Origin of the sequence: Chitinimonas prasina, from assembly GCF_030160395.1 — a bacterium.
GTDB lineage: Bacteria > Pseudomonadota > Gammaproteobacteria > Burkholderiales > Chitinimonadaceae > Chitinimonas > Chitinimonas prasina.
In genome coordinates, this window is record NZ_BSOG01000004.1 from 82753 (window position 1) to 96404 (window position 13652).

Annotated in this window: 9 protein-coding genes; 7 read left to right on the forward strand and 2 right to left on the reverse strand. The window is 60.0% G+C overall.

Translation table 11 applies throughout. The annotated features are described in order from the left end of the window. Positions 1–8: 8 nt before the first annotated feature. A complete protein-coding gene (gene waaF, locus QQK16_RS15490; protein ID WP_284197384.1) occupies positions 9–1070 on the forward strand; it encodes a lipopolysaccharide heptosyltransferase II in 1062 nt (353 codons plus the stop codon). Positions 1071–1155: 85 nt separating this feature from the next. Here the strand turns inward: waaF and QQK16_RS15495 are convergent, their stop codons facing one another. Next, on the reverse strand, positions 1156–3351 hold the full coding sequence (locus tag QQK16_RS15495; protein ID WP_284197385.1) for a carbohydrate binding family 9 domain-containing protein: 2196 nt from the start codon (positions 3349–3351) through the stop codon (positions 1156–1158). A 166-nt stretch (positions 3352–3517) separates the two neighbouring features. After that, positions 3518–4003 carry a YajQ family cyclic di-GMP-binding protein gene (locus QQK16_RS15500; protein WP_284197386.1) on the reverse strand — a complete coding sequence of 162 codons (486 nt, stop codon included), beginning with the start codon at positions 4001–4003 and terminating at the stop codon, positions 3518–3520. A 104-nt stretch (positions 4004–4107) separates the two neighbouring features. Here QQK16_RS15500 and QQK16_RS15505 point away from each other — a divergent pair, with 104 nt between their 5' ends. The 6 genes from QQK16_RS15505 to flhF all read left to right on the forward strand — a co-directional run bounded on the left by QQK16_RS15505 (position 4108) and on the right by flhF (position 13648). Next, positions 4108–5604, forward strand: a complete 1497-nt coding sequence (locus QQK16_RS15505) for a glycoside hydrolase family 13 protein (protein ID WP_284197387.1) — start codon at positions 4108–4110, stop codon at positions 5602–5604. A 117-nt stretch (positions 5605–5721) separates the two neighbouring features. Next, positions 5722–7014 carry a GGDEF domain-containing protein gene (locus QQK16_RS15510; RefSeq protein ID WP_284197388.1) on the forward strand — a complete coding sequence of 431 codons (1293 nt, stop codon included), beginning with the start codon at positions 5722–5724 and terminating at the stop codon, positions 7012–7014. Between the two features lie 364 nt (positions 7015–7378). After that, the gene (locus QQK16_RS15515; protein ID WP_284197389.1) at positions 7379–8377 is read left to right on the forward strand and encodes a hypothetical protein; all 999 of its coding nucleotides are present in this window, start codon (positions 7379–7381) and stop codon (positions 8375–8377) included. A gap of 159 nt (positions 8378–8536) precedes the next feature. Next, positions 8537–9676, forward strand: coding sequence for a flagellar biosynthesis protein FlhB (gene flhB, locus QQK16_RS15520; protein WP_284197390.1), 1140 nt, complete (start codon positions 8537–8539; stop codon positions 9674–9676). Positions 9677–9907: 231 nt separating this feature from the next. Next, positions 9908–11989, forward strand: a complete 2082-nt coding sequence (gene flhA / locus QQK16_RS15525; RefSeq protein WP_284197391.1) for a flagellar biosynthesis protein FlhA — start codon at positions 9908–9910, stop codon at positions 11987–11989. 75 nt (positions 11990–12064) lie between these two features. Continuing rightward, a complete protein-coding gene (flhF, locus tag QQK16_RS15530) occupies positions 12065–13648 on the forward strand; it encodes a flagellar biosynthesis protein FlhF (RefSeq protein WP_284197392.1) in 1584 nt (527 codons plus the stop codon). Positions 13649–13652 lie beyond the last annotated feature (4 nt).

Below are 13652 nucleotides of genomic sequence, written 5' to 3' on the forward strand. Positions count from 1 at the left end.
GCCTGGCAATGCCTGATCGCATTCTCGTAGTTGCGCCGGCCTGGGTGGGCGACAGCGTCATGGCCCAGCCGCTTTATCGGCGCCTGAAGCAGTACCAGCCCGACGCCCATCTCACCGTCATGGCGCCGGACTGGACCTTGCCACTGCTGGAGCGCATGCCCGAGGTGGATGCCACCCTGCGCAACCCTTTCGGCCACGGCGCGCTCAAGCTGGGCGCCCGCTACCGTTTGGGGCGTAGCTTGCGTGGCCAGTTCGACCAGGCCATCTTGCTGCCGAATTCACTCAAATCGGCACTGGTGCCTTGGTTTGCCCGCATTCCGCTGCGCACCGGCTTTATTGGTGAATCACGCTACGGCCTGCTCAACGATGCCCGTACCCTCAACCCCAAGGCCCTGCCGCAGATGGTGGAGCGCTTCGCCATCCTGGCGGAGCGCGTGCCCGGCAACCCCTTGCCACGCCCCATCCCGGCACCAAGGCTGACCATACAGCCCGAACAACAGCAGGCAGCCCTGAGCAGCCTGGGGCTGGATACCGAACGCCCCATCGTGGCGTTTTGCCCCGGCGCGGAGTATGGCCCAGCCAAACGCTGGCCAGCCCGTCACTTTGCTGAGTTGGCCCGCCGCCTGGTTTCACAAGGGTACGCGGTCTGGCTGTTCGGCTCGGCCAAGGATCAGGTCGAAACCCAAGCCATCAGCCGGCTGGCTGGCATCCCGCTGGTAGACCTGGCGGGCCGCACGTCGCTGGCCCAGGCAATAGACCTGTTGTCGCTAGCCCATATGGTGGTAACCAATGATTCAGGCCTGATGCATGTGGCTGCTGCGCTGGAACGCCCCTTGGTGGCACTGTATGGCTCCAGCAGCCCCGAGTTCACCCCGCCGCTGAGCGATAGGGCTGAAATCGTCTCGCTGGACCTCGAGTGCAGCCCTTGCTTCGAACGCAATTGCCCGCTCAAGCATTTCGATTGCATGGAGCAGCTGGACAGTAATCTGGTCGAAGCCGCCATAGCACGCACCCTGACCAAGCCACCCGGCACGCCCGCCAGCCCCTATATACCCATCGCGTCTGTCTAGACCGTCACCCCAGGCCTGCATGCCATGCATGCAGCGCCAGCGTGGGAGGGGTAGCCAGACGGAACGCCCGGCTACCTCCCCCTACTTACAGCGTCCAGGAGCCTTTCACGAACAACTCGTTCTGCTTGCGCTTGCCGCCATCATCGCGCGTATCCGCCAGGGTGGCGCCCAGATAGACAGCCTTGCCCAGGCCTTGCCGATGGGCATACACCAGCGACCAGGTATTGCACGTGTCATCGCGGTTCACCGCTCCCGTATAGGCAATGGGATTACGCTCGACCTTGGCATGTTGCCAGATGAATCGTGCCGTATCGCGGGCAGTGAAGTGCCAGATCGAATTCCACTGATAGGCCAGTTCCGAGTAAGCCCTTTCCTTGGTGACCGGGCCGCCATCAACCCAAACCTTGTCCAGTGTCTGCTCTACCTCCAGCCGCTCATGCAGGCGCATGCGGGCGAATAGCGAGACATACCCCCCCTTGCCTACCCGGCTGTTTTCGTAATCAATCTGGTCCCCCAGTTGCACGGTGGCGGTCAGCCGGTTCAACAGCTTGGATGGCGCACCATCTGCGAACAGATGCACATAGTCACGCTTGAGCAACGGGCCTCCCGCCTCCAGCCGGGTTTGCTGGTTGGGTCGCCACTCCAGGTTGTAAAAGCTGTCGTACGGCCCCGCCAGGAACAAACCAGGACGCAGCGTGCTGAACACCTTCTGCCCTTCCCTGTCCTCGACATACTCCGTGTTCAGGTAAGGATTCGTTTCACGCCAGGCGCCGGCATGTTCGAACATCAGGTTCATCTCGCTATAAAAGCTACGCACCCCGGTCTGGGTGATGAAACCATTATCCGCACGGAAGTCACGCCCTATGTCGCGCACCTGAGCGTAGATATCCCAAACGGCAGTCCGCTTGCTGAAATCGGCGTAGAAGGAATGACCGTCGCGCTTCTCACCACGCATCAGGGCATCCGCAGCCTGGTCGTACAAGGCAGTAGTCTGGCTGGCCAGCAGTTGTGTGCGCACGCGTGTCGTATCATCGACTTGCCAGGCTACGTCCCCACCCGCCACCCGGTTGTAGCCCCGGCCTTGCTCCAGGCTGCGATCGGTAAACAGCCCGCCCAACTGGGCACTGCCCAATCGCAGGCTGCCACGGGCGATAGTTGCCTGCGACTTAAAGCTCTGCTGAGCATAGCCATTACCGTATGCCCCCGGCACCACCACCAAGCCGCCACCGTCATCACGAGTCGTCAGTACCGTCGCATCCGCAGACTCGCCACGCCAAGTGGCACGGCCACCCCAGGCCGGGTCGGTAATGGCCCGGCTATGGATGGCACGGGTAGGCCCTTGCAGCAGGTCAGCACCTTCCAGAAAGAATGGTCGCTTCTCTGGTAGAAAGACGGCAAAGCGGCTATTGCCCGCCAGCACCGGCGCATCCAGCTCCACCTGGGAGAAATCCGGATTCAGCGTCATATCCAGCACCCAGTCCGGCCGTGGCCGCAACTTGATATCCACCGCCAGATCCACCTCGTTCTTGTGGGTCTTGCTGCCATTGGCGTGGGTTTTCTCGGCCCGGCTGGCCAGTATCTGCGGTGTAATGCTCCAGTTCATGGCTTGCTGGGGCGGTGTCATGCCAGTCAATGGCATGCTGTAGCACAGGAAGCAATTGGTATCGCCGGGCGCCTCTCCGCTGGTCAGCCGATAGCGGTCACCGCGTGTCAGGCTACGCAGCAGCATGACCTTCCAATCCTTGCTGCCGCCGTTGTAAGCCAGTGCTGAAAAGGGTATCCGCAGCTCCGCCGTCCAACCGGTGTCAGTGCGGCTGGCAGCAGCCTCGAAATCATAGTCGGGCGAAAAATCCTCGCCGCCCGTATCGGTAAACATGCCGTCACCAACAGCCCCTCGCGGATTCACGCGAAAGAACTGTGCGGCCTTGCCATCACCCGCCGGATCCAGATAGAAGACAAAGAAGTCCTGATCACCCAGCACCTTGTCTCGACGACTGAAAGGCTCACGCACCTCTTGCGGGTTAGGGTCTATCGCTTCCAGCGCCACATAGAGGTACTGCTTGTCATAGGCAATCCGCATGGCCGTGGGCTGCTCGGCCGGGCGCTTGTCACGCGGTGTGTGCTCATAGAAGGTGTCGTAACGCTGGGTAGTCTGCCAGGCTGCGTCATCAAGCCTCCCGTCCAGCTTGATGCCTTGCTGTGCACCCAGTTGCAATGCGTTGATGGCCGCCTGGCCAGGTAGGGCAAACGCCAGGGCAAGGGCATAGGCGAGCTTGTGCATGGAACTCCCGAAATATTGTTTATACCGTTGGAAGCGCGACAATACCGATCACCTTGAAAAGCATCGCCGCCGAGGCGACAAAGCGCAATCGGCGGCGACAACCGGGCAATCCGGGCGACGGGCTGCAAGGCACTGGTGCACATTGCCGCCCCAACAGATCAGCTAATCAATCACGGAAGTTCTGGTACTGCAGCGGAAACTCCTCAATGGACTTGCGCACCAGGGCTATAGTGTCCTGCAGCAAGTCCCGCTTGGCGCCACTCACCCGCACTGCATCGCCCTGTATGCTGGCCTGTACCTTGATCTTGGAGTCCTTGATCACCCTGACAATCTTCTTGGCCAGTTCGGTCTCGATACCCACCTTCACGGTAATGACCTGCTTGACCTTGTTGCCACTGATTTTATCTATCTTGGCTTCGTCCAGGCAGCGCACATCCACATTGCGCTTGGCCAGCTTGGCCAAAAGAATTTCCTTGACCTGCTCCAGCTGGAAATCATTGTCGGCAAACACCGTCAGCGTCTTCTCAGCCTGATCGATGCGGGCATCCGAGCCCTTGAAGTCAAAGCGATTGCCGACTTCCTTGTTGGCCTGCTCCACGGCATTCTTCACTTCTACTTCGTTGACCTCAGACACAATGTCGAAAGACGGCATAATTCGCTCTCCATAAGACCGGCAGGCAGTATTCGCGCAAGCCCTGAATACTTGGCAAACCGGCGCTGGTTTCCAATAAAAAACTGATTTTACCCGAGCACGCCATGAATACACCTGTCCAGCTTGATGATTTCACCCGCCAGACCGCCTGCCAGGTGGTCTACCAGATATTCCCGGAGCGCTTTGCCATAGGCAATGGCCTCAGCAGCGCCGACAAACTGGCCCAGTCGGCCTATGACATCCCCGGCGCCGTCAAGCGCGGCTGGGATGAATCCACGCTCAACCAGCCATGGGGGCAGCAGTTCTATGGCGGCGACCTCGATGGCATCACAGACAAGCTGGACTACCTGGCCGACTTGGGCGTTACCGGCGTCTACCTCACCCCCGTCTTCAGTGCCCCCAGCAATCACAAGTACGATGCGACCGACTTTTTCAGTATCGACCCCATGTTTGGTGGCGAATCCGCCCTGCAGCGCCTGATCACGGCATTGCATCAGCGCGGCATGAAGCTGACGCTGGACGCGGTGCTCAACCATGTTTCCGACCAGCATCCCTGGTTCCTGGCCGCCCAGGCGGGCGACACAGAAAAGCGCGACTGGTTTACCTTCCGTGCTGATGGCAGCTACCTGTGCTGGCAGGACTACGGCCTGATGCCAGAGCTCAACCTGGCCAACCCGGCAGTGCGCGATGTGCTATATCGCCACCCCAGCAGCCTGGTACAGCACTGGCTGGGCCAGGGTGTAGACAATTGGCGTTTTGACGTGGCCCAGGATGTCGGTATTCCCGTTGCCAAGGAAATGGCTGCCTGCGTGGCAGAACGCTATCCGCAGGCCAGCCTGCTGGGCGAACTCAATGGTTACTCCGCCAGTTGGTTCCAGGCAGGCGGCGGCTTCCACGGCATGATGAATTATTGGTATCGCACCGCCATACTGGCATGGCTGGCCGGCGAGATCGACGCAATACAAATGAACCGTGCCGTCGCGGATGCCCGCGAGGGCTACGGCCTGAAGGGACTGCTGTGCTCGTGGAACATGCTGTCCAGCCACGACACACCCAGGCTGATCACCACCGTTGGCAGCATAGAGAAAGCCCGCCTGGCCCTGTTGATGCAATTGACCCTGCCCGGCGTGCCCTTGGTCTATTACGGCGAGGAAATCGGCATGGAAGGAGGCGCCGACCCCGATTGCCGCCGCCCCATGCGCTGGGACGAGCGTGAGTGGAACCAAGCCCAGCGCGCCTGGGTCAAGCAACTGATCAGCATACGCCAAGCCAATCCAGCCTTGCAGTATGGCGATGTCACCGTACTGGGCGATCGCCTGCCAGGCAATGCCCTGGTGTTCCTGCGCCATACCGAGGTACCAGGCCAGGCCGCCCTGGTGATCGTGAATCTGTCTGATCAGCCATTAAAAACCAGACTGCTGCTGCCGTATTCGCACTGGTACGATGGTGTCCCATTGCGCGATGCGACAGGTCAGACCGCCAACACCCGGGTACAGGCTGCCAGCGTGCAACTCGACATAGCCCCGCATGGTAGTGCGATATATGAGGCCTTCGAGCCATACTCGAACTACACTTTCTTCAAGCCGCGCAATTGCGCTTGATACAATTTTCATAAATGGGCTGCCGGATACGGGTTTCCCGTTGCTTGGCAGTCACCATAAGAAATGGCGCCAAGCTGCCCCAATATGGCGAGGCCAGGCGAACAGAGGCAAAGATAGATGGCGGACACCACATCCCTATATAAACGCAAGGTCTACTTCCTGGCACAGACCTTCTTTATCAAGGACAACCAGGCAGAATTGCTGCTGTGCGCACACAAGTACGACTTCGACATCCAGTTCTTTGACCAGATGGCCGAGTTTGTCCGCACCGCCGTACAGGCAGATCCGGAAGACCTCTACGTGGTCGATCTGGACGTGCTCTACAACATGCAGTTGGACGACAACCGCACCATGTTCCTGGGCGACCTGCTTCGCCGCCTGCCGCAGCAGCATCACTATGTGTATTTGCAGACCGAGAAGCAGAGCGGCCGCTTCCTGCTGCAAAAGATGCTGGTAGACAACAACTGCCTCGCCTATGCCGAAAAACCCATCGCCAATGATGTGCTGGTCGACAAGCTGTTCAATCTGTTTGCCCAGCGCAAACGTGATGAAACCAGCGTGGTACTCTACCTGGGCGACCAGGTGCGCTTTGATGCAGCCTTGCTGGCGACGCAGCAGGTCAACCTGATACACCACCCTGATGTGCAGACCCTGCACCTAGCTGTCAAGCAGATGCAGCCTGACGTGGTGGTGATAGAAGATAGCCATTACCTGCGCACCGAGGTCATCGCACGGGTGCTCAAGAAGAATATCGAAGTCGATCCCAGCCTCGAGATAGTCCTGCTGCAAACCAGGCCCGATACAGCCCTGGCCCGCAAGGCGACGGACAGTGGTTTTGACCAGATACTGTCGCTTACCGACAGCGATGTCCTCACCCATCAGTTGCTCAATCGTATCAGCAAGATACGCACTGACAAGAACCTCATCAGCAAGGACCGGGCAACCGGCCTGCTCAACAAGATAGGCTTCAAGAAGCGGGCCCAGGATGTCATCCGCCGCGCCAGCCGCGACAAGGTAGCCCTTGCCCTGGCAGTCATCGACATCGACAAGTTCAAAACCATCAACGACACCTGGGGACACTACTTTGGCGACATCGTCATCAAGCGGCTATCGCTGGTAGTCGGTGCGCACATGCAGGAGAACGACCTGCTGAGCCGCTTTGGTGGCGAGGAGTTCGTCATGCTGCTGTGGGACTGCACCGTACAGACCGCACGCGAGCGGGTAGACAAGATGCGCCTCGCGTTTGGTGACATCGCCTTTGAAGTCTCCCAGATCGAAACCCGTCATTTCTCCTTTAGCGGCGGCCTGGCAGCCTATCCTGCGCTCAAGACCGAGAACGAATTGTTTCTGTATGCCGACGAACAGCTGTACGAGGCCAAGCAGAGCGGACGGAATCGGATTTGTGGTTAAGCGCCGCTAACAAAACCTTTCAGGCATTGTTGTGCGAGCTTGTCTTACCCACGTGCTGTCTGCCGCGCGCGCCAGCTGCGCGAGCCAGCGCTCGCACGCCTAGCCAGAACCGCTACGCTGGTTTTGTTAGCCATTCTTAGCACTGCTACAAGAGCCCTAGCAGTGTTGTTGCGCAAGCCTCCCGCGATAACACCGCCCTCTCACATGGCGCGCGACGAATGGCCGCCCCAGCACGGTGCACACTGCTCAGGCTAAGGGTAGAATGCGCGCCAATTTGCCCCAACCCTCCGACAACGATATTCGGGCAATCAGCGGGTCTGCGCCCCTATAAGGTGCAGACCAGTCCATCTGTAGTGGAGATCCCATGCGTCAACTGATACTGGCCGCCCTGCTGGCCACCGCCGGCATGCCGGCATTTGCTGCAACGGCCAAGGCACCTGCCAAGCAAGCTGTACAACTGGAAGTCAAGGTAAGAGACCTGTCGCCACTGTTCCTGGATTTCTACAAGGTCGCCAGTGCGCCTGTCGTCCAGACACCGGCCGCGCCCGCCACGCCTGCTGCTGATGGCAAACAGGCTGCTGTGCCGGCCGCACCCGCCGTACCTGTCGAGAGCGAGGACGATCGTCGCTGGCGCCTGTTCAAGAAAATTTATAACGTGAGCGCGCACGAAGACGATGCGGCCACCCGCGCTGCGCTTGAAACCGCCTGGCCTCGCTATGCTGCCGCGCTGCCGCAGATCACCGCTGGATTCGACGGCATCGCAGCTGAACCCGCCGAGGCCATCAACGCCCTGTCAGCCCAGTACTTTCTCGACAAGCCCTTTTCGGTACGCTGGATCACCTACGTCGGTGCTTTTGAAGGCCGCGTCTGGAGTCAGGAGACCGATGGCATAATCAACGTCAACCTGCCACTGGAAGTGGACGCCAAGACCCGTGCCCTGCCCCTGCATCGCATTCTGTCCAAGGTCATGCAGGACAAGAACGCCCATTTCGGCAGCCAGCCCCGCAACCTGGCTGAGCTGCTGATCTCCGAAGGCGTGCAGGCCCACGTACTGCGCAGCACCGTGCCTGGCCATACGGTTGAGACCTACCTCAACCTGAGCGCAGAACAACTGGCTCAGGCAAGCAGCAATCGCAAGGCAACCATCAGCACCATCATCACCAAGTTGGGCGATGACTCGGCCGCCACCATGGGTAGCTACGCCGGCGAACAACAGGCCCAGACCCGCTATGTGGGCTGGCTGCTGGTCGACTACCTAGTGAAGAAGCAAAAGGCACGTTATGCCGATCTGATCCGCCAAAAACCCGCCGATCTGGCCAAGGCAAGTACCAAGGCACTGGCTGTTATCAACGCTGGCAAGTAAGCTGGTAGTGCTGCAACGCTGATCCGAAAGACACGGTCTGCAGTCCAAAGGCAGACCGCGCCCATGCAAGCACTCAGAGCCTGTTCACTTTTTTTCACTCCGGCGAAAAGATCGTGAACAGGCTCTTAACCGGCCTACCCACTTCAGCTTGATGGTGCCATGGCAGAAGATAGCGATCTAGAACGCACAGAAGACCCCAGTCCCCGACGGCTGGAAGACGCACGCAACAAGGGCCAGGTCGCCCGCTCGCAGGAGCTCGTTACCTTCTCGGTACTGATGACCGGCGTGGTCGCCATGATCAGCTTGGGCGGCTCTATGCTGGAAGCGCTGAAACGTATCGTCAGCCGCAACCTGCAGTTTGATCGCGCCACCCTGGGCGATATGGATCAACTGCTGGCACATTTTTCCCAGTCCGCCTTCGATGGACTGATGGCCATACTGCCCTTCATGGCCTCTACCGCTGTCGCCGCCATCCTCGCCTCCATTGTGCTGTCGGGCTGGCTGTTCACGTTTGAAGCCCTTACCCCCAAGTTCGACAAGCTCAACCCCATGACGGGCATAGGCCGCATCTTCTCGGTGCGCAGCCTGGTAGAGATGGTCAAAGCCGTACTCAAATCCTCGCTGATCGGCGGTGTGGCCATACTCACCATCTGGTCAGAGAAGGAGGAAGTCATCCAGTTGATCGCCATGCCGCCGTTCGAGAGCCTGGCCTATCTTTACCAGATCGTGAAATTCACCTTGCTGGTGGTGGTGGGCTCCATGGCGCTAATCGTGCTCATCGACGTGCCCTTCCAGCTGTGGGAATACAAGCGCAACCTGCGCATGACCAAGGAAGAGGTCAAGCAGGAACATAAGGAGTCGGAGGGCGATCCGCAGGTCAAGGCCAAGATACGCCAGTTGCAGATGCAGGCCGCCCGCCAGCGCATGATGACCGAGATACCCAAGGCCAATGTGATCGTCACCAACCCCACTCACTATGCCGTGGCCCTGCAGTACGACGAAAAGAAGATGAAAGCCCCGCGCGTGGTTGCCAAGGGCTCGTTCCTGCTGGCAGAGCGCATTATCGAGATAGGCCGCGACAGCAAGGTGCCCATACTGCGGACCCCACCGCTGGCACGGGCGCTCTATCACCATGCAGAACTGGGCGAGGACATTCCCACCCCGCTCTACACGGCGGTGGCCGAGGTGCTGGCCTATATCATGCAGCTCAATCACTTCAAGCGACATGGTGGCCACGAGCCCGAGCTGGCGAAAGAGCTGCCGGTACCGACCGAACTGGATCCCGGCGGCGAAGCCTGATCTGAGCACGGGCATCACTGCCACAATGCCGGCACGACAGCTACGGTACCCCATCCCCATGGCGCGCACCAAAGGCGTGCTGATGCGCCTGTGTGATGGGTTTTTACGCACTCAACTCACGCCAACTGCATTCCCTGCGTGACAAATACAAAAAAATGAGATAATTCAAAGAAGAAGCGCAGTTTCTGAAACTGCTTTATCAAGATTCAAAGGCGACGGTAGTACAAACCCATGTTTGCACGGCTTAATTTATCCTCGCTGGCCGGACCCATCATCGTCCTGATGGTGCTGACGCTATTCATCCTGCCGCTACCGCCGCTCCTGCTTGATCTCTTCTTCACATTCAATATCGCAGTGGCCATCATCGTGCTGATGGTGGCCATCAACACCAAGGAACCACTGGACTTCTCGGCTTTCCCCGTCGTCCTCTTGATGACCACGCTGTTGCGGCTTGCCCTGAACGTCGCCTCCACCCGCGTCATCCTGACTTCCGGTCATGGCGGTGAAGCGGCAGCAGGCAAGGTGATCGAGGCATTTGGCCATTTCCTTATCGGCGGCAATATCGCAGTCGGTATCGTCGTGTTCGTCATACTTACCATCATCAACTTCGTGGTCATCACCAAGGGTGCCGGCCGTATCGCCGAAGTGAGCGCCCGCTTTACCCTGGACGCCATGCCGGGCAAGCAGATGGCCATCGACGCCGATCTCAACGCGGGCCTGATAGGCGAGGACGAGGCCCGGCGCCGCCGCAAGACTATCTCCCAGGAAGCCGACTTCTTCGGCTCCATGGACGGTGCCTCCAAGTTTGTGCGAGGGGACGCCGTTGCCGGCATCCTGATCATCGTGATCAACCTGGTGGCCGGGATTATCGTGGGCATGCTATCGCACGACATGCCGTTCGCCTTGGCCGGCAAGACCTATACCCTGCTTTCCATCGGTGATGGCCTGGTGGCCCAGATTCCCGCCCTGATCATTTCGACCGCTGCAGGCCTGGTGGTATCACGCGTCGGTGATGACAAGGATCTGTCCGAGCAGTTGCTGGGCCAGCTTTTCTCCAAGCCCACCACCCTCTATGTCACCGCCGGCGTTATCGGCCTGTTCGGCCTGATACCCAATATGCCCCATATTGCCTTCCTGCTGATGGCAGCAGGCCTGGCTGGACTGGCCTACTACATGGAGCAACGCGCCAAGATCAAATCCGAAGAGGTGCCGCAGGAAGTCCAGGCCGCCGCTCAGGAAGCCCAACGGGCGCAGGAACAGCAAGCGCAGGAAGTGGGCTGGCATGACGTCTCAGCAGTCGACCCTGTCGGCCTGGAGGTCGGCTACCGCATCATTCCGCTGGTCGATCGCAACCAGGATGGCGAGTTGCTGCGCCGAATACGCGGCATACGCAAGAAAATCGCACAAGATCTCGGCTTCCTGGTTCCGCCCATCCATATCCGCGACAATCTTGAACTCAAGCCCAATGCCTATCGCATCCAGCTGAAAGGCGTCGACGTCGGCAATGGCGAGGCCTATCTGGGGCAGTTCCTGGCCATCAACCCTGGACGCGTACTAGGTCCCCTGCCTGGCACCCCGACCACCGACCCTACTTTTGGCCTCCCCGCCATCTGGGTCGACGCTCACCTCAAGGAGCAGGCCCAGTCGCTGGGTTACACCGTTGTGGATGCAAGCACCGTGGTAGCGACCCATATTTCCAACCTGCTGCAAAGCCACGCCTCCGAACTGCTCGGGCGCGAGGAAGTCCAGCAATTGCTGGACCATACCGCCAAGGAATCGCCCAAACTGGTGGAAGACCTGGTACCCAAGGTGGTACCACTCAACATCCTGCAGAAAGTGCTGCAGAACCTGTTGGACGAAAGCATGCATATCCGCGATATGCGCACCATTCTGGAGGTGCTGGGCGAGCATGTCACCAAGACCATGGACGTGGACGAACTGACCTCGGCTGTCAGGGTAGGCCTGGGTCGCGCCATCGTGCACCAGCTATTCCCTGGAGAAAACGAACTGCAAGTCATTGCGCTGGACCCCGGCCTGGAGCAGGTCTTGCTGCAGGCCAGCCAAGGTCGCGGCGGCGGGCTGGAACCCGGCCTCGCCGAGACGCTGCTGCAACAAGCCAGCCAGCTGACTGAGCAGATGGAAAACCAGGGGCTCAACAGCGTGCTGATCACGCCCGCCCAGTTGCGACCTTTGCTCAGCCGCTTTCTGCGCCGCTCGATTCCGCAGTTCCGGGTTTTGGCCCACAGCGAGATACCCGACAACAAAACCATACGCATCATAGGCGTACTGGGCGGCCGTGCAGCGGCTGCCTGACATAAGCAGGTGGAGTGTGAACCGGAAGCCCGGTAATGCACCATAAGAAAGAATCGACCAGCAAAGGACAGGATCATGGTCGTCAAGAAATTCCAAGGGGCCAGCACCCGAGAAGTACTGAAACAGGTACGTGATGAGCTGGGGCCAGACGCACTGATATTGTCGAACCGGCAATTGCCGGACGGGCATATCGAGATCATGGCCGTCTCTGACACAGAGGTAGCCAGCTTGGGTAGCAGCAGTCTGGCCGCCAAGCCAGCGCCACGCGCCACGCTGACGCCACCCAAGGCACCAGCGGCAGCCAATCGCGCCGTGCAACGCACCTATGCCTTGCCGCCCGAACTGGACGATGATGACGAGGAGCCCACGCTTGCCGACATCCGGCCACCGGCACGCCCCGCCCCTACCACGCCAACCATGATGGCCATGCCCCGCCTGGGCGGCGATGTCTTACCGGACGACCACCCCGCCGTGGTCAGCCCAACCAGCTTTACCCCGCGCTATCGCTACGAACCGCCCGAGCAGGACCAGCCGCAAGGCCACAGGGTGGAGCCTACCCTGGCGCCGGCCGAGGCTGCGCCGGCTACAGCGCCCGTTCATGCCCCGCCTCCTGCCCCGCCCGCAATCACCCGCGAGCCAGTGCACCCCGTGCCGGATATGAGTGAGCACGGCAAGAAAATAGAGAACATCAGCCATGAGGTTGAAGACATCTCCAGCGAGATCAAGATGTTGCGCAGCCTGCTGGAAGGACAGTTGGCCGGTCTCGCCTGGAACGAACTCAAACGCCATGCGCCTGAACGGCTGGAGGTGCTTCGCCGCTTGCTGAGCGTGGGCTTCAGCCCTGCCCTCAGCCGCCAGATCGTTGAGCATATGCCCAGCGGTTACAGCACCGAGCGCGGCATGAAATGGGCGCGCACCGCCTTGCAACATAATCTGCCCACCGTCGGCCCAGGGGCCGATATCGTCGAGGCTGGCGGTGTGTATGCCCTAGTGGGCCCTACCGGCGTAGGCAAGACCACCACCGTCGCCAAGCTGGCTGCGCGTGCCACACTCAAGCACGGTGCGGCCAAGGTCGCCCTGATCACGACCGATGGCTACCGGATAGGCGCGCAGGACCAGTTACGCATCTATGGCAAGATATTGGGTGTGCCCGTCTACGCCGTAACCGATGAAACCGACCTGGCGCAGACACTGGCCGACCTGCGCAACCGCCACCTGGTCTTGATTGATACCGTCGGCATGGGCCAGCGCGACCAGCGCGTGGTCGAGCAGATCGCCCTGCTGGCAGGCCAGACCACCCCGGTAAAGCGTTTGCTCCTGCTCAGCGCCAATGCCCAGGGCACCACCCTGGACGATGTGGTACGGCGCTACCATGGCGAAGGCCTGTCTGGCTGCATCTTTACCAAGACCGACGAAGCCTTTTCGCTAGGCAGCGGCCTGGATGTCATCGTGCGCTACAAGCTGCCGCTGTACTACATCACCAATGGCCAACGGGTGCCTGAAGACCTTCACGTGGCCAGTGGGCTGTATCTGGTCGACCGGGTGTTCAAGACGCCGCCCGAAGCACCAGCTTACCGGCTCAAGAATGAGGAGTACCCGCTGTTTCTGGGGGCGCAGCAACCGTCGCTGGATTTTTCCTGGCGAGAAGCCGCCGCCTGATGTG

Coding starts and splice junctions, on each gene's coding strand:
- flhF (WP_284197392.1), top strand. CDS start 12,065: ATGGTCGTCAAGAAATTCCAAGGGGCCAGCACCCGAGAAGTACTGAAA.
- QQK16_RS15500 (WP_284197386.1), bottom strand. CDS start 4,003: ATGCCGTCTTTCGACATTGTGTCTGAGGTCAACGAAGTAGAAGTGAAG.
- QQK16_RS15495 (WP_284197385.1), bottom strand. CDS start 3,351: ATGCACAAGCTCGCCTATGCCCTTGCCCTGGCGTTTGCCCTACCTGGC.
- flhA (WP_284197391.1), top strand. CDS start 9,908: ATGTTTGCACGGCTTAATTTATCCTCGCTGGCCGGACCCATCATCGTC.
- QQK16_RS15505 (WP_284197387.1), top strand. CDS start 4,108: ATGAATACACCTGTCCAGCTTGATGATTTCACCCGCCAGACCGCCTGC.
- flhB (WP_284197390.1), top strand. CDS start 8,537: ATGGCAGAAGATAGCGATCTAGAACGCACAGAAGACCCCAGTCCCCGA.
- waaF (WP_284197384.1), top strand. CDS start 9: ATGCCTGATCGCATTCTCGTAGTTGCGCCGGCCTGGGTGGGCGACAGC.
- QQK16_RS15510 (WP_284197388.1), top strand. CDS start 5,722: ATGGCGGACACCACATCCCTATATAAACGCAAGGTCTACTTCCTGGCA.
- QQK16_RS15515 (WP_284197389.1), top strand. CDS start 7,379: ATGCGTCAACTGATACTGGCCGCCCTGCTGGCCACCGCCGGCATGCCG.